General features: G+C 62.9%; 10 protein-coding genes. 1 reads left to right on the top strand and 9 read right to left on the bottom strand.

Annotated elements, in window-relative coordinates:
- Window positions 1–29 precede the first annotated feature (29 nt).
- The 9 genes from ACQKEN_RS04065 to mnmC all read right to left on the bottom strand — a co-directional run bounded on the left by ACQKEN_RS04065 (window position 30) and on the right by mnmC (window position 12435).
- Entirely contained in the window at window positions 30–260 is a 231-nt protein-coding gene (locus tag ACQKEN_RS04065) for a YheU family protein (RefSeq protein ID WP_065986890.1), read from the bottom strand.
- Window positions 261–324: 64 nt separating this feature from the next.
- Window positions 325–1509 carry an osmoprotectant NAGGN system M42 family peptidase gene (locus ACQKEN_RS04060; protein ID WP_133773168.1) on the bottom strand — a complete coding sequence of 395 codons (1185 nt, stop codon included), beginning with the start codon at window positions 1507–1509 and terminating at the stop codon, window positions 325–327.
- A 127-nt stretch (window positions 1510–1636) separates the two neighbouring features.
- A complete protein-coding gene (ngg, locus tag ACQKEN_RS04055; protein ID WP_427683864.1) occupies window positions 1637–3385 on the bottom strand; it encodes an N-acetylglutaminylglutamine synthetase in 1749 nt (582 codons plus the stop codon).
- 3 nt (window positions 3386–3388) lie between these two features.
- Entirely contained in the window at window positions 3389–5161 is a 1773-nt protein-coding gene (locus ACQKEN_RS04050) for an N-acetylglutaminylglutamine amidotransferase (protein WP_427683862.1), read from the bottom strand.
- A 435-nt stretch (window positions 5162–5596) separates the two neighbouring features.
- Entirely contained in the window at window positions 5597–5824 is a 228-nt protein-coding gene (locus tag ACQKEN_RS04045) for a hypothetical protein (protein WP_122537513.1), read from the bottom strand.
- 205 nt (window positions 5825–6029) lie between these two features.
- Window positions 6030–7127: a lipocalin-like domain-containing protein gene (locus ACQKEN_RS04040; RefSeq protein ID WP_427683860.1), complete on the bottom strand. Its 1098-nt coding sequence runs from the start codon at window positions 7125–7127 to the stop codon at window positions 6030–6032.
- Window positions 7117–9597: an ABC transporter permease gene (locus ACQKEN_RS04035; RefSeq protein ID WP_427683858.1), complete on the bottom strand. Its 2481-nt coding sequence runs from the start codon at window positions 9595–9597 to the stop codon at window positions 7117–7119. The genes ACQKEN_RS04040 and ACQKEN_RS04035 overlap by 11 nt, the downstream gene beginning before the upstream one ends.
- Before the next feature lies 1 nt (window position 9598).
- Entirely contained in the window at window positions 9599–10267 is a 669-nt protein-coding gene (locus ACQKEN_RS04030; protein ID WP_427683856.1) for an ABC transporter ATP-binding protein, read from the bottom strand.
- A gap of 149 nt (window positions 10268–10416) precedes the next feature.
- A complete protein-coding gene (gene mnmC / locus ACQKEN_RS04025) occupies window positions 10417–12435 on the bottom strand; it encodes a bifunctional tRNA (5-methylaminomethyl-2-thiouridine)(34)-methyltransferase MnmD/FAD-dependent 5-carboxymethylaminomethyl-2-thiouridine(34) oxidoreductase MnmC (RefSeq protein WP_427683854.1) in 2019 nt (672 codons plus the stop codon).
- Between the two features lie 136 nt (window positions 12436–12571).
- Here mnmC and ACQKEN_RS04020 point away from each other — a divergent pair, with 136 nt between their 5' ends.
- Window positions 12572–16876, top strand: coding sequence for an NEL-type E3 ubiquitin ligase domain-containing protein (locus ACQKEN_RS04020; protein ID WP_427683852.1), 4305 nt, complete (start codon window positions 12572–12574; stop codon window positions 16874–16876).

Raw genomic sequence — 16876 nt, 5'->3', positions numbered from 1 at the left:
ATCCCGGCCTGGTTGTGGGCGCAGGGGGCCTATTCCTCGAAATATTCCTTGGGCACTTCGTGCTTGAGCATCAGTTGACATTGCTGACTGTCCATGTCGAAGAAAATCACCGCCTGCCCCTTGCTCAACGCATGGCGTACCCGCAACACGCGGGTTTCTAGCGGCGTGTCGTCGCCGTTGTCAGTGCCATCGCGGGTCACGAAGTCCTCGATCAGGCGCGTCAGGGTGTCGGCTTCGAGTTGGTCGTAGGGGATCAGCATAGGTTTCTCGGCCATCACAAAAAGTACACGGGGCGGCGATGCTATCGCGCCCCGCGCGGGCAGGCTACCGCTGCCCCACCAACGTATCCACCGGCGGCACCCGAGTGTCGCTTTCCATCTGCGCATCGTGCTCCAGCTGGTGGCTGAAATTTTCCAGCGACGCGTTGGACGGATGTGCGTCGCTGGCAAACACCGGCGGGCTCATGATGTAGGCGGTGAGCAGACGGCTCAGCGTGCTCAGGCTGTCGATGTGCGTTCGTTCATAACCATGGGTCGCGTCGCAGCCGAACGCCAGCAGGGCGGTGCGGGTGTCGTAACCGGCCGTGATCGCCGAATGCGCGTCGCTGTAGTAATAGCGGAACAGATCGCGGCGTACGGACAAATCGTTTTGCTCGCCCAGGCGCAGCAAATGGCGCGACAGGTGATAGTCGTAGGGGCCGCCGGAATCCTGCATCGCCACGCTGACCGCGTGTTCACTGGAGTGCTGACCGGGCGCAACGGGCGCGATGTCGATACCGACGAACTCGCTGACGTCCCACGGCAGGCTGCCCGCAGCGCCGCTGCCGGTTTCTTCGGTAATGGTGAACAGCGGGTGGCAGTCGATCAGGGGCTCGACGCCGCTGTCGACGATGGCTTTAAGGGCCGCGAGCAGGGCGGCGACGCCGGCCTTGTCGTCCAGATGGCGAGCGCTGATGTGCCCGCTGTCGGTGAACTCGGGCAACGGGTCAAACGCCACGAAGTCGCCGATGTTGATGCCCACCGATTCGCAATCCGCACGGGTCGCGCTGTACGCGTCCAGGCGCACTTCCACGTGATCCCAACTGATGGGCATGGTGTCGACGGCCGTATTGAACGCGTGCCCGGACGCCATCAACGGCAGCACGCTGCCACGAATCACGCCATTGTCGGTAAACACGCTGACGCGGCTGCCTTCGGCAAAGCGGCTGGACCAGCAACCGACCGGGGCCAGTCCCAGTCGGCCGTTGTCTTTGACTTCACGAACGCTGGCACCGATGGTGTCCAGGTGCGCGGAGACGGCGCGATCGGGGCTGTTCTGTTTGCCTTTCAACGTGGCGCGGATGGTGCCACGACGGGTCAGTTCGAACGGAATGCCCAGTTCTTCCAGGCGCTCGGCGACGTAGCGCACGATGGTGTCGGTAAAACCGGTAGGGCTCGGGATTGCGAGCATTTCCAGCAGGACTTTCTGCAGGTAATTCAGATCCGGTTCATGGATGTTTGCAGTCGTCATAGGAACCTCATTGTGTGACGCAAAGTGGACTGTCAGCGGGCTCGCGCGCGGCTTCGATCCGGTGGCAACGAATGCATCGTTCGGCCAGACCGGCCGCGAGCAAGCTCACGGCTACAGGGATTGCGCCTTAGCCATGGGCAGGCTGGCTGTGGGGAAACAACAGATCGACAAAACGCTCGGCCGTCGGTTGTGGCTCGTGGTTGGCCAGGCCGCAGCGCTCGTTCGCTTCGATAAACACATACTCCGGCTGATCGGCGGCGGGGACCATCAGGTCCAGACCGACCACCGGGATGTCGAGGGCGCGGGCGGCTCTCACGGCGGCGTCCTTCAACACCGGGTGAAGAATGGCGGTGACGTCTTCCAGGCAGCCGCCGGTGTGCAGGTTCGCGGTGCGCCTCACGGCTAGACGCTGATCGGCCGGTAACACGCTGTCGAAGCTGAAGCCGGCGTCTTCAACGGTGCGGCGGGTTTCATCGTCCACCGGGATCTTGCTCTCGCCACCCGTGGCCGCAGACCGACGCCGGCTTTGCGCCTCGATCAGTTGACCGACGGTGTGACGGCCATCGCCGATGATTTCGGCCGGACGACGAATCGCGGCAGCGACCACTTCAAAACCGATCACGACGATGCGCAGGTCGAGCCCTTCGTGGAAGCTCTCGAGCAGCACACGGCTGTCGAACTGGCGAGCACGTTCGACCGCCGCCTGGACATCTTCGATGGTGCGCAGATCGACCGCCACGCCCTGACCTTGTTCGCCATCGACCGGCTTGACCACGACGCTCTGGTGTTCTTCGAGAAACGCCAGGTTGTCGTCGCCATTGCCGGCCAGTTGCTGCACCGGCACTTCCAGACCTGCCGCCTTGAGCGTCTTCTGGGTCATGCGTTTGTCCTGGCACAGCGTCATGCTGACGGCGGTGGTCAGGTCGCTCAACGACTCGCGGCAACGCACGCGGCGACTGCCATGAATCAACGTGAACAGTCCCGCTTCGGCGTCATCCACCTGCACTTCAATGCCGCGCCGGTGGGCTTCGTCGACGATGATCCGGGCGTAGGGGTTGAAGTTCGCCTGCGGACCGGGGCCGAGAAACAGTTTCTCGTTGATGCCGTTTTTACGCTTGATGGCGAAGGTCGGCAGGTTGCGAAATCCCAGTTTGGCGTACAGGCTTTTCGCCTGATCATTGTCATGCAGCACCGACAGATCCAGATACGCCAGACCCCGGCTCTGGAAGTGCTCGACCAGATGACGCACCAGCACTTCGCCGACGCCAGGCCGTGTGCACTGCGGATCAACCGCCAAGCACCACAGGCTGCTGCCATTTTCGGGATCGTTAAACGCCTTCTGGTGATTCAAGCCCATCACGCTGCCGATCACGGCCTGTGTGGTCTCGTCTTCGGCGATCCAGTAAACCGGGCCGCCCTGATGGCGCGGGGTCAGCAGATGGGGATCAATCGGCAACATGCCACGGGCGATGTACAGATTGTTGATCGCCGTCCAGTCGGTCTCGCTTTGTGCCCGGCGAATCCTGAAACCACGGAACACGCGCTGGGCCGGGCGGTAATCGCTGAACCACAGCCGCAGTGTGTCCGACGGATCGAGGAACAACTGTTGTGGCGATTGCGCCAGCACCTGTTGCGGTGCGGCGACGTACAAGGCGATATCGCGCTCGCCTTGCTTTTCGTTGAGCAACTCCTGAGCGAGGGAGGCCGGGTCAGGATAGGTGTGGCCAATCAGCAGCCGTCCCCAGCCGCAATGCAGAGCCAGCGGTTCTGTCTCAGGCGTGCTGCCGTCTTCGGCAAGGCGAGCCTGCAAGCGCTCGTACGACGGCGTCTGGCCGCGCAACAAGCGCTGGTTGTGAATCGAAGCGTTGGCTTTCATGGGTCAGAGTCCTTGTTCGCTGAGCCACAGGTTCAGCGCCGCAAGCTGCCACAGCTTTGAGCCGCGCAGGGGCGTCAGTTGACCCTGTGGATCGGTGAGCAGTTTGTCGAGCATGACCGGGTTGAACAGGCCACGGTCCTGGCTCGGATCGAGCAGCAGATCGCGGACCCAGTTCAGCGTGTCGCCTTCCAGATGCTTGAGGCCCGGCACCGGGAAATAGCCTTTCTTGCGGTCGATGACTTCGGACGGGATCACCAGACGCGCCGCTTCCTTGAGCACTTGCTTGCCGCCGTCGGGCAACTTGAAGCGGCCCGGAACCCGTGCCGACAGCTCGACCAGTCGGTAGTCGAGGAATGGGGTGCGCGCTTCGAGGCCCCAGGCCATGGTCATGTTGTCCACGCGTTTGACCGGGTCATCCACCAGCATGACCGTGCTGTCCAGGCGCAGGGCCTTGTCGACTGCCGCATCAGCGCCCGGCATCGCGAAGTGCTCGCGCACGAAATCACCGGCTGCGTCATTCGCCGTCAGCCACTTCGGCGCAACGGTCGCGGCATATTCGTTGTAACTGCGATCGAAGAACGCATCGCGATAGGCGGCATAGGGGTCGCTGGCGCCGTCCACTTGCGGGTACCAGTGGTAACCGGCGAACAGCTCGTCCGCGCCCTGACCGCTCTGCACCACCTTGCAGTGCTTGGCCACTTCGCGGGACAGCAGATAAAACGCGATGCAGTCATGGCTGACCATCGGCTCGCTCATCGCACGGAAGGCGGCGGGCAATTGCTCGATGATTTCGCTTTCCTGGATACGCAGTTGATGATGATTCGTGCCGTAGTGTTTGGCGATCAGATCCGAATACTGGAATTCATCGCCGCGTTCGCCGCCCGCATCCTGGAAACCGATGGAGAAGGTCGACAGATCCTTCACGCCGACTTCACGCAGCAAGCCGACGAGCATGCTCGAGTCAACGCCGCCGGACAGCAGCACGCCAACGTCCACCGCAGCGCGTTGACGGATGGCAACGGCTTCGCGCGTGCTGTCGAGCACACGATCGCGCCAGTCTTCGAGGGTCAGATTCGCTTCGTCGGCGCGTGGGCCGTAGGGCAGCGTCCACCAGACTTTCTGCTCGACCTTGCCTTCGGCACTCACACGCATCCACGACGCCGGCGGCAGTTTTTCAACACCCGCCAGCAGGGTGCGGGGTGCAGGCACCACGGCGTGGAAGTTCAGATAATGATTGAGCGCGACCGGGTCGAGCATCGGGCTGATGTCGCCGCCTTTCAGCAGGGCGGGCAGCGCGGAAGCGAAACGCAGGCGCTTGTCGGTGCGCGACAGGTACAGCGGCTTTACACCAAGACGGTCGCGGGCAATGAACAGGCTTCTGTTGTCGCGCTCCCAAATGGCGAACGCGAACATGCCGTTGAGCTTGGGCAGCATGTCTGCGCCCCAGGCGTGGTAGCCCTTGAGCAGCACTTCGGTGTCGCCGCCGGAGTGAAACTGGTAGCCAAGGCTTTCGAGCTCGGCACGCAGTTCCGGGAAGTTGTAGATGGCGCCGTTGAAGGCCAGGGACAGGCCCAGATGGCTGTCGATCATCGGCTGCGCCGAGCCGTCCGACAGGTCCATGATTTTCAAACGACGGTGGCCGAGGGCGACCGGCCCCTGGCTGTGAAACCCCCACGCATCCGGGCCGCGAGCCGCGAGATGGTGGGTGATACGTTCTACTGCGGCGAGATCCGCAGGTTGATTGTCAAAGCGTAGTTCGCCAGCTAATCCGCACATTCGTCCTAAACCCTTTATGTTTTCGGCGTGTTTGGCGTTACTGGGATTGCGCGGCGATGAATGCCGGGTTCATTCCGGACATCAGGCACATGGTTGCGTACGTATGGCGCGTGTCGTACATCCTGCGCTGTCTGATCCCGAGCCTGCGCAATGCACTCAGCCAGTAACGTTCTGGCTCTGTCCCGGCGCGGATATACAGCCCTGACACGAGCCCGCTTCCTTTCGGCGAGAACACATGATCAGGGCGCGCTGCCGTCAGCGGCCTAGCTTTATCGAGTGCCAGTGGGACTGGATCGTTCAATAAAAACATTGCAAGCGAGGGAAGTGGGGCTGAGCTTTTTAAACCCCGACGGCGTTTCCGTGGGATGTCGACTTGCTCACAAGGTCAAGATGCGCTGCCTACGTAACGTTCGGGAAGCGCCTATCTCGCCGGCGTTAACGCGAGCGGTTGGCGATCCGTAAAGCCGCGGTTTTGATGTACCTCACCGAGTTGGCGAGGTTGCCGGCGTGACTTTCGAGAAGCATGAGGTCCTCTTGTCGGCACACAACCCTTTGAGCCTTCAGGTAGATGGCGTGACCTTCGAGAAATTGCGACAGAGAGTCAAAGTAAGCGGCAGAATCTTCGAGATCCAGCTGCATATCTTTCAAGCTTAGAGTAGACATCAAGGCTCCAGACGCTATTGAAGCAGGCGTCCTGGCCTGACGGGGTTGGTGATATCGGGTTCACTGTCCGATTCTTTGTTTATCGGCAGCCGTCAGGAAACTTTAGATGATTATTGGAGTCCGTCGCGGCGGCGTATCAGTAGCCGCAGAGCTGCGCAGGGGGAGCTGGCTGGGCGCCACCGAGCCGACCCTGAATCTTTCCGCCTTAGTACCCTGTCATCTCCAGATACCCCACGCCCTCATGGCTACCGCTCAGGGTGACCGGCCCCTCCCAATAAGGAATCTGCAAGTTCATCCACGCCTGTGGGTTAAGCGCTTCGACGGCAATGTCCACGGCTTTGGACGGTATTTTCACCGACCATCGTGTGGGCATGTCGCGGCCTTCAACGTCAGTGGTGTCTTCCGGTGTCAGTTCTATGTCCTTCGCCGCCAGTGGTTCAGTGCTGCCGTCGGCGTTGATCCAGGTCCCGGTCAGGTATGGCTCGCCGTCCTTTTGCCGCATGCGATACAGCATGACTTCGGCGCCATCCCCCAGATGCAGCGAGAACCAGTCCCAGCCCGTCTGGTTATCGGTGAGCGGCTGGCTGCTCCACTCACGGTCCAGCCATGCAGGCCCGGACACCTGATAGGTTTTGCCGTCGATCTCGATGCTGCCGTCCGCCTGAAAAAACGGCTGGCTGTAGTAGTACGACGCCTGGCCCTGCTCGGACTTCTGACTGAAACCTTGATTACCTTGCAGCACCGAGGGCTTCGTGGCTTTCAGGTGCAGGTGATAGTTGAACTGCGGACTGCTGGCCTGCAACTGCATGTCCGCCAGCGGGTCATCGGTGGCTGATTGGCTGGTGAAGGACCAGTCATCGATCCAGGCCGCGAAAGGCGCCAGCGTCACCCCAGCTTGCTGCACGCCGCCTCGGGCATAACGTTCCGCGGCGAAATGATCGTCCTGGGACGTCACGGCAGCGTGGCCCATCCACAGATTGCGGTTATTCCAGCCAGACCCATCGCCTTGCAGCCCTTTCGCGCGGGGGAGGGCATTGCGAAACAGGGTCCATTGCACGCCAAACGACTGGCCGTCGGCATCCTTGAGATTGGCGGTGACGTACCACCACTCGATACGGAAATCATCGTGGGGGCCGTGATCGTCGGGAAACACGAAACGCTTGTGCGGCGTTACCTGCGCGTAATTCGAGGCATCGTCGGCAAGGCCGGCGAAGCCTTTTTCTTCCTCCGGTTTGTTGTCGCAGCCGCTCAGCAGCGTGACGAGCAACAGGCCAACGAGCAGGATCAGGGCCTTAACCTTCATTGGCGAAAGTCCTCAGCAAGTCAGCGGGGCGAGTGCGGTACAAACGGTAAAGCGGCCATGCCGAGGCCAGAAGTGTGGCAAGCATCGCCAGCAGCGTCAGGCGCAACAGCTGCATCGGGAACACTTGCAGCGGCAGGCGCCAACCAAAGGCTTGCACGTTGATGACGGCGTCCAGACACCAGGCCAGCAACAGTCCCAGCGGAATCGCCAGCACCAGCGTTAGCACCGCCAACAGCCAGGTCTGCGCCAGATTGAGCAACATCAATTGCCGCCGCGTCACGCCCAGCGCCCACAGCGGTGCCAGTTGCGCGAGACGGCTCTGGCTCTGGGTCAGCAGGCTGATGAACAGCGCCACACCTGCCACCATCAACGTCAGGCTGTTCAACGCGGCCGTGGCGGCGAAGGTGCGTTCAAACACCTGTTGCGACCAGGCCTTGAGCTGAATCTGATCGACGATGCGGTTGTCGTCGATGGTGAATTTGTTGTGCAGCACGCGCAGCAGTTGCGGGATGGCTTTGGGATCGATGCGCAGATTAAAGCGGTTGGGGGTCAGCTGAGGCCAGTGCTTGAGCAGGTGGTCCGCATTCACCAGAACATGGCCCTTGGGATTGCCGTAATCGGCATAAATGCCAACGACGCGCAGCGGCCACGGCCCGTCCGGCGCGGGCAGTTTCACTTCATCGCCGACGCTGACGTCCAGGCGGCGGGCCAGTTGTTCACTGAGCATCAGGGTGTCTTCCTGCGCCAGTTGCTTCCAGGCATCGCCACTCGCCGATTCCAGTAGCGGCCAGTGCTGGCGGTAGTGCGGATGATCGATCACGCCATACAGCTCGGCCGGCCAGCCGTGCAGCTGCAGCGAGACTTGCCAGTTGGGCAGCACCGCCGATGTCAGCGGTTGCTGACTTAGCCACTGCTGCAGCGGCGCGGCTTGAGCCGGATTCTGCGGATTGATGTACAGCTCGGCGCTGAGGCGTTGCTCCAGCCAGTGGGTGAAGGTCTGGCGGAAACCCGACGTCATGCTGCCCGCGCCGATGTTTGCCGCCATCGCCAGTAGCAAGGCCATGAGCGCCAGGCTCAGGGCCGGTAATTGCTGGCGGCAGTCAGCGAGAAACCACTGACCGAGCACCGAACGGCTCCTGCCCAACAGTGCGTCGAGCAGCAGGTTAAGCAGCACCGGCAGGCCCAGCGCCGCGCTCAGCAATAGACTCGCCATCAACACGAAGCCCAGCGCCAGGCTGTCGCCAAACAGCCCGGCCAACACCGCGATCAGCGCTGAAATCCCGGCGACCCAGCCCTGGCGTCGTAGCCATCTGGCGTGGGTTTCATGCCATGCCTGTGCGTTGGCCAGCGCCAGCAAGGGCAGGCGCGCGGCGCGCAACAGGCTGCTGGCTCCCGCAAGAAACGCACCCAGCAAACTGACGCCCAATCCGCTCAGCCACCACCAGACACTCAGATTAAGGTGCCCGGCGACTTCAGCGCCGTACAGCCCGCGCAGACTCGCCGCGACATCGGGCAACAGTGCGCTCGCCAGCCAGTAACCACTGATGACGCCGGCGATGCCGCCGAGCAAGGCCAGCACGCCGAGCTCGACCACCAGACTCACCATCAACCCACGTGCGCTGACCCCGCAGGCGCGCAGGTTGCGCAGCAGCCCGCGACGCTGTTCCAGCGCGAGACCAATGGCGGCGTGGACGATGAACAGCCCGACCACAAACGACAGGAAACCCAGCGCGTCGAGGTTCAGGTGGAAGCTCTCGGTGAGCCTGCCCAAGTCGTTGTCTTCGCCGCTTTTGCGCAGCACCAGCTCGCCGTTCAGCTCGGCCGGCAGGGCGGGAGCGTTATCGGCAAAGTCCTTGGGCAACACCAGCCGCGAGATCTGACTCGGCTGGTTGAGCAGTTGCTGGGCGAAACCGATGTCCATGAGCAGCACGCCCGGCGCCATATCGGTTTTTGCACGCAACGGCGGCAGGACTTTGCCGGAGTCGATGACCGGCTGCTGGCCTTCATGCAGCCCGAGGGCGGCGAGTGTCTGCGGCGAGATCCAGGTGGTCCCGGGAGGGGTGAAGAAGTCGACGATCTGCGCGGTGTCCAGGGATTGCCCGGCCAGGGCGGTGTTCACCGGCAACGAGACCGGCTCGATGCCCAGCACGGTCAGACGCTGCTCCGGCGCCTCCTTGAGGGTGACGCGACCACGCAGAGCAGGAGAGACCGGCCATCCGGCCCGGCGCAGGGTCACGAACAGGTCCTGGGAAAAATTGGCGCCGTTGGGCGAGACCAGGATCTTCTGCGGCTCGCCGCCGATCATCTGGCTGGCCTTGGCGTAGCTTTCACGGGCCTCGCTGTTCAGCGCCTGCACGCCGGTCAGCAGGCTGGTTGCCAGCCACAGGCCGGTCAGCACGCTGAAAAACTGCACGGGATGGCGCCGCCAGTGGCTCAGCAGCGCTTTCAACGTCCAGTAGAAGACGGACATCTCAGCGTTCGCCTTCGCTGACCAGACGACCCAGGTGCAACACGGCCTGACGCTGCAATCGCGCGGCCACCCTCGGGCTGTGGGTCACCATCAAGAGGCTGGTGGTGCTGTCGGCCAGAAGGTCAAGCAACAGTTGCAGCACTTCATCGCTGGTGGCTTCGTCGAGGTTGCCCGTAGGTTCGTCGGCCAGCAGCAGCCCGGGGCGCGAGGCAAGGGCGCGGCCAATCGCAACGCGCTGCTGCTGGCCGCCCGACAGTTGTTCGGGGTAGCGCTTGAGCAGCGAGCCCAGGCCCAGCCGCTCAGTGAGTTCGGCCTGCCATTGAGGCTGGTAGCGCCCGGCCAGACGCGCCTGAAATGCCAAGTTGTCTTCGACCTTCAGGCTGCCGATAAGGTTGAACTGCTGGAACACCAGACCGATTTCCGTGCGCCGCCAGTTAGCCAGTTGCGCTTCGTTCATCTGATCGAGACGCTGCCCCGCAACCTCGATGCTGCCTTTGTCCACCTGGTCCAGCCCGGCCACCAGATGCAAAAGCGTGCTCTTGCCGCTGCCCGACTCACCCATCAACGCCAGACTGCCACCCTGATCCAGGTGCAGGTCCGCGCCACGCAAAACGGCCAATGGGCCCTGGGCCGTGGCATAGCTCTTGAACACACCCTGGACTTGCAGCATCGACACGCACCTGATTGAAGGGATGGTCTGGAGGATAACGGTTTGGCCGGAGCCGATGTAGCTGGCGAAACAGTGGATCTTCGGCAGGACGAAGAAGTTGCGTCGAATAGTGGCGACGGGCGCCTGGCCATCCGATGCCGCAGGTTTTTCTACTTCCCGCGAATCAACCTGCGCAGCGCGAACCGGTTGGGGTGACAGGCCTCGGCCACACTTCGCGGCAGCGGCAGTGGTTCCTCATCCAGCCAGGCGGCGATCAGTTCGCCGGACAGTGGCGCAGTGATCAGGCCGCGAGAGCCGTGACCGCTGTTCACATACAGGCCGTCGAGCCATGGGCATTCGGTATCCGGCGTCTGGCGCGCGTCCTTGCGCAGCACGGCGTACGTCTCAAGGAATGCCTCCCGGTCCGCCAGCGGTCCGACGATGGGCAGGTAATCAGGGCTGGTGCAGCGAAATGCGGCGCGCCCCTGCAGGTCTTCGGCGGGCAAATCGTTGGCGTTCAGCCGCTCGGTCAGGTCCTCGGAGATTTCCTGCAGCAGTTCGAGATTGCCGAGATGTTCAGCCGTACTCGGCGTCAGATCATCGCTGTTGAAGGCGAAGCTTGCGCCCAGCGTGTGTTCGCCGCCGCGCGCGGGCGCCACGTAACCCTCGGCGCAGACGACAGTCGTCAAGGCCTGGCTTTCGGGGGTCGCAACCAGTCGGGTGATTTGTCCTCGAATACGCTTGAGTGGCAGGTCCGCGGTGGCGGGAAAGCGTTTGATCTCGGCTGCGCCCGCCAGCACCACCACGGGAGCCGAGGCCAGCAGGCGCTCGCCATCCCAGGCCTGCCACAGCCCGCCTTCGCGCCGTAGCTCGACGACATCATTGTGGGGCAGCAGTTGAATGTGGCTCGCGCTTGCCTGATCGCGACACAGCGCTGGCGGATGCACCCAGCCGCCTTGAGGGTAAAACAGGCCGCCGCTTTTCAACACGACACCGGCCCGTGACTCGGCGTCAGCCCGGTCCAGCACATGCAGCAGATCGTCGGGGAACGCCGCAGCCAGTTGCGCCTGACGTGCTTGCTCTTTGTCGTCGAAGGCCAGCTGCAGCACGCCGCAGTCGTCCCAGTCGATGCCCCGTTGCAGGCGCTCCAGCAAGCGTCGGGTGTGACCGAATCCGCTCAGGATCAGTTGCGACAACGCAGTGCCATGGGCCGACAGCTTCAGGTAGAGCACGCCTTGCGGATTGCCCGATGCTTCTTGCGCCAGATCCCCATGGCGCTCCAGCAGACTGACGTGCCAACCGCGTGCTGCCAGGCTCGCCGCCGTGGCGCACCCGGCCAGCCCCGCACCAATCACCAATGCTGTGCGAGGGGTGTCAGGTGAGCGGGGCATTGATCGGGGCCGGGCAAACCAGGGCTTGATGGGCGGAGGCGTTGGCACGTCTTCAGGCCAGCCGATGAAGCGGCCTTTAAGCACTTCCCACTTGTGACCGATCCCCGGCACGCGCTTCATTTTGAAACCGGCTGCGTTCATCGACCGGCGCACCCAGCCCGTGCTGGTAAAGGTGCCGATGGTCGAGCCCGGTGCCGCCAGCCGCGCCAGCTCGGCGAACAGCTCGGGCGTCCACATTTCCGGGTTTTTCGCAGGCGCGAAACCGTCGAGAAACCAGGCGTCGATCTGCCCGTCCAGCTGCGGCAGCATGTCCAGCGCGTCGCCGATCAGCAGCGTCAGCGTGACGCGGCCGCCATCGAACACCAATCGCTGGAAGCCCTGATGCACCGCCACATATCGGCCCAGCAGCTGATCCGCCAGCGCCTTGAGCTCGGGCCACAAACCTAATGCGCGCTGAAGATCAGCACGGCTCAGCGGGTATTTCTCGACGCTGACGAAATGCAGGCGGGCGTCTGCCACTGCGTTGGCGTTGAACAGCTGCCAGGCACACAGGAAATTCAGCCCGGTACCAAAACCGGTTTCGCCGATCACCAGTCGACCGCCCGCCGGTAAAGCAGCAAAGCGCTCGGGCAGCTCGTTCTGGATCAGGAACACATGGCGGGTTTCGTCCAGACCCGATTCGGTCGAGAAATAAACGTCGGAGAACACCCGTGAATGCGGATTGCCGTGGTCGTCCCAGTCAATCTGGGCGTGGGCGATCTGGGCATCGGCGATCGGGGTGGGGGCAGTGATGGTCATGTTCGGCTCGGAGCAGGCAAGGTGGCGATGTTACTCCAGCGTCCGGTGGGCCGTGCACTACATATGTATGCCACTTTGCGGGCTCGTTCCTGTTTATCTGTGCGCCTTTGATCACACGCAAAAACAAGGACGTAAGATGAACACCGCCAGACAGGCTCTCACTTCCACATTCATTCAGAACACACTCCCACATTGGTTCATCCAAGCCACGCCGGCCATGCGCGATGCCCTGCGCCAGGACATGACCCTGGCCCAGGCCGCTCGAGAAGACCTCAATCAGGTGCTGCAGCCTATTCAGGACCTGCCGGCATTTGCCCGCCCGTTGCTGACCCAGGCCCTCGACGCCGAATTCGGGCCGGGTCTCGATGTTGATCGTGACCATTTCTTCCATGCTCGATTCCAGCGCGACGGGCTGACGGGGCGGGCTGCACCGCAGGGTTCCAGCACCCATTCGCTGCTGGCGGCCGCGTTGCAGAATTTTGAGGCGGCCGAGGTCGGGGAAACTGATCGCGAAAGCGCCTCTGCCATCGTTCGTGGCTCGCCTGATGCTTTGGCGGCGCACGCGAGCGTGCATCCTTTGAACGTACGTCCCGGTCGATTTATCGAGCTGTGCCGACGGCTGGACCTGGGCGGCCAATACCAGCGGCACTTGCGTCATGTGCTGCATCCCGTGGCGCGGCCCGGTATGGCCGGCAGTCTGGACAGCAAAGACGTCAAGGCGCGCATCATCGAACGCGCGCGTCTGGCCTTGCGGGTCGATTGTCACATCGCGCGCCTCAAGGGGACGATCGACGAGGCACAGTACCAGGCGCTGTTGCGGTTCGACTTCACCGCCCCGGCCGCTGAGGTCTGCACCATGCAGATGCTGGGCTGCAAATTGCGCGGTGCGTTGCTGTTCAAGCTCGGTGAGCAGACACGCTGCACGGTGTACCTGCCCGGAGAGCCGGATAACGCGGTTCAGTCCTATCCCTCGCTGGAAGACTTCACCCAGGCACTGAGGACCAGACTGCGTTCCGAGGAGTACCAGCGCTACTTCGACCGATTCATTCCCGAGCGCAGCAAGTCGACCTTCTTCAAGCGTCTTCACGAGCGACTGGCGCCCCATGTCCTGCACAGCGTCGCCCGTGGCAAAGGTTTTCACCGGCAGCTGATCAGCGTTTCCGAGGTGGATCAGAATGCGTTTCTCGATCTGGAAGCCATCGAGGTGGGCGGCGCGCTGGGTGATGTTGTCTATCTTCACCACATGCTGCAAGTGAAGGACGACGCTCGCGTACTGGCGGTCCCCACTGACGACGAGGACTGCAAGACCCGCGATCAACGTCTCGCTGAATGGCTGGACTACGGCATGGACGGGCTGAATATTGCGGCGCTGTTCGTGCCCGGCCTTGGCGAAACCATGATGTTGGTCGCAGGTGCGCAATTGCTGGACGAGACCTTCGAAGGCATTGAGGCGTGGCGCCATGGCGACATGGATGAGGCGTTGGACCATTTGGGCAGTGTGGCGCAAAACCTGGCATTGATGGGGGTGTTGGGTGCCGCCGGTGCGGCCGCCGGCGCAATGCCAGCAGAGGCGGCCGCATCGCAGCCGCCGTCCTTCATCACGCGCAGTGTGCCGGCCCGGGACGCTGCCGGTCGCGTGCGCCTGACCGATGTCGGCGTGGCCCTGCGCCGTCTGCATCCGGAGTTCGCGGACATCGACGACAAGGCGGTCAGCCGCATCATGGCGGTCAGCGGGGTGGACGAGGAACGCCTGGCGGCCTTGCACATCGGGCGTCTCCCCGCACCTGCGGAACTGGTCGACACGGCCAAGCGGTTCCGGTTGAGTCTGCAGGCGGCTGAGTCCAGTGAGTCATTCGAGGCGGCATACCGCGCCAGCGAACAGTCGAGCGATCCGCTGATTGTCCTGCTCAGGCGTGATTTTCCCTCCCTCACATTGTCTGCTGGCCAGTCGCTGGTTGCAGAAATGAGCGCCGAGCAGAGGCTCGCCCTGTCGGACACTCAACGCATCCCGCTGGACGTGGCCGGCAAGGTTCGCATTCACTTGCGTCGGAACCGCATGAGCCGCGCGCTGGAAGGCTTCTTCCTGACACCGAGCACGGTCAACCGCGATCTGCAACGCCTGACATTGCGCAGCCTTGCAACCTTTCCGGGATGGCCCGCCGATCTGGTTATCGAGATTCGCGAGGGCAGTGCGACGGGTCCATTGCTTGACAGTGTTGGCGCCGAAAACGCCGAGCGACGACGGGTTCTGGTCAGAGGCGACAAGGGGTTTCAGGGAAGTGGCGCCGACTCATCGGAAAAACCACGCAGCCTGTTTTCCGCTCTCCTGCAGATACTGCCCGAGGACAGCCGGCGGGTGATGGGGCTGAACGATGCCGACACTCAGGTACGCGCGTTGAAGCGCAGGGTCTTCGATTGGGTCCGCTCGCAACCGAAATGGACCGCTGAGCAACTGGGGGAGTGGACATTTCCAACACGTTTCAGCCCGCCGCAGCGCTTGCCCGACGGGCGCATTGGCTACCCTCTCAGCGGACGTGGTCCTGTGCCGACTGCTGGCAGCAGAACGACCGAACAGCAACTGCTCCAGGCGATGACCCATCTTTATCCGGAGAGCGTGGAATTGCCCGAGCAGGTACGCAGCATGGCGCGACGTGCTCGCCCACTGGAGCAATTGCTGGCCGCAACCCGTGCCCGTATTGCTGCTTACGATCAACTGCACGTCAGCCTGATCGCCTGGGCCGAGGCGGACGACATGAGCGTGCTGCTCAATGACGGGGAGCGCATGGCGCGGCGTCGTGTGGCCAACGCGTTGGGCCGGGCATGGCGCTACAGCCACGATACGGCGCCCCGGGGTCCTCGCTGGCTGACGCTGGAGCACGTCGCCATTCCGGAGCTGCCGCCATTGCCGGATTTCTACGCAGGCATCACCCAGATCGAGCTGAACAACGTCGTACTGGACAGCGCTGCTGCCGATGCTTTCCTGGCGAATTTCCCAAATGTGACCCGCCTGAACGTGCAGGGCAGTTTGCCTGAGCTGCCCGCCATTCTGCCGCAGCTTCAGTATCTGGAGCACCTGTCTCTGGAAAACATGCCATGGCCGATCGCCCAGCCAGTGATGGACAGGCTGATGGATATTCCGGCGCTCACCTCATTGAGCCTGGCGGGCACTTACCTGGGCGAACTGACCGACACCAGCCGGCTTCGTCTGTCAGCCTTGTGGATCAACAACACCGGCCTGACTCAATGGCCTGAATGGACCCAGTCTCTGGCCCTCAACGAACTGGACATCAGCGATAACCACATCACCGAGATCGCCGCCGAGGTCATCGAAAACCCGACCGATCACAACCGGCATACCGTGATTTACGCCTACAACAACCCTTTCACCCACGAGGCACTGGAAGCTTACTGGCGCAACGACACCGGCTACGGCCATCGTTATCAGCTGGATTACGACTTCCCGGAGGACATCCGCGAGATTCACGTGGAAGGCGCACGGATGGAAACCGACTCCGATTCCTCGGACGACGACGGCGAGCCCCACGGTCATCGCGCCGGGTCCAGCCGGCGTGTTCCCGAGGCGACGGCGCAGGACTGGTTACAGCCAGGTGAAGACGTGTTGAACGCGCGGCTGCTGGCGGCATGGGAGCGGGTGGAGCAGGCGGCGGACGCGCCTCATTTGTTGGTGCTGCTGCAGCGTTTGCGGGAGACCCCTGACTTCCGCCAGTTCCATGCCGAGCTTGCCAGCGACGTGCTGACCGTGCTGGAAACCGCCGCGCAGGATGCCCCATTGCGCAGCCAGCTTGAGGTCATGGCCAATGACCGCCTGTTCGGTGCCAGTCAAACCTGCCAGGACGGTGCGCGACTGATTTTCAGTGACATCCAGGTCGCGGTTTACAGTCATGGGTCGCTGCTCGGGGTGGCCGAGGGTCAGCGTGCGGAGGCGTTGCTGGGCGTCATTCGCCAGCTCTTTCGGCTCAACGAGGTGCAGGCGATCGCCGACGCCGAGATAGCCAGGCGTGAGAGCCTCGGCCGGCCCGTGGACCATGCCGAGGTAAGGCTCGCCTACCGGATTGGGTTGGCGGACGATCTCGGCCTGCCGGGGCAGCCTTACCGCATGGCCTGGGAACGGCTGGCGGCGGTTGATCGTGGCGCGTTGCTGGATGCCCGGCGTCACATACTGGAAGCCGAGCGCGGGCCGGGGTTTCTGCAGTTCGCTGTCGAGGATCGGCAGTGGAATGCGCGGCTGCGCTCGGAGCACCAGGGCGGTCTGGATCTGGCCACTGCTTCAGTGCGCGAGCGCATGAACGCGCTGGAAGACCACCCGCCTATCGATCCGGACGACTATCATCGACAAGGGATGGCGCTCATTGCCGAGCGCGAAGCCGCCGAAGCACTGATGCTCCGGCAACTCACCGATCTGTACCGCGCGGGCTGGTAA

Source organism: Pseudomonas sp. NPDC078416, from assembly GCF_050268485.1.
Taxonomy (GTDB): domain Bacteria; phylum Pseudomonadota; class Gammaproteobacteria; order Pseudomonadales; family Pseudomonadaceae; genus Aquipseudomonas.
The sequence above is the reverse complement of the archived record's forward strand: the minus strand, read 5'-3'. Positions and strand labels throughout refer to the sequence as shown.

Coding starts and splice junctions, on each gene's coding strand:
- ACQKEN_RS04045 (WP_122537513.1), bottom strand. CDS start 5,824: ATGTCTACTCTAAGCTTGAAAGATATGCAGCTGGATCTCGAAGATTCT.
- ACQKEN_RS04040 (WP_427683860.1), bottom strand. CDS start 7,127: ATGAAGGTTAAGGCCCTGATCCTGCTCGTTGGCCTGTTGCTCGTCACG.
- ACQKEN_RS04065 (WP_065986890.1), bottom strand. CDS start 260: ATGCTGATCCCCTACGACCAACTCGAAGCCGACACCCTGACGCGCCTG.
- ACQKEN_RS04020 (WP_427683852.1), top strand. CDS start 12,572: ATGAACACCGCCAGACAGGCTCTCACTTCCACATTCATTCAGAACACA.
- mnmC (WP_427683854.1), bottom strand. CDS start 12,435: ATGACCATCACTGCCCCCACCCCGATCGCCGATGCCCAGATCGCCCAC.
- ACQKEN_RS04035 (WP_427683858.1), bottom strand. CDS start 9,597: ATGTCCGTCTTCTACTGGACGTTGAAAGCGCTGCTGAGCCACTGGCGG.
- ACQKEN_RS04060 (WP_133773168.1), bottom strand. CDS start 1,509: ATGACGACTGCAAACATCCATGAACCGGATCTGAATTACCTGCAGAAA.
- ACQKEN_RS04050 (WP_427683862.1), bottom strand. CDS start 5,161: ATGTGCGGATTAGCTGGCGAACTACGCTTTGACAATCAACCTGCGGAT.
- ngg (WP_427683864.1), bottom strand. CDS start 3,385: ATGAAAGCCAACGCTTCGATTCACAACCAGCGCTTGTTGCGCGGCCAG.
- ACQKEN_RS04030 (WP_427683856.1), bottom strand. CDS start 10,267: ATGCTGCAAGTCCAGGGTGTGTTCAAGAGCTATGCCACGGCCCAGGGC.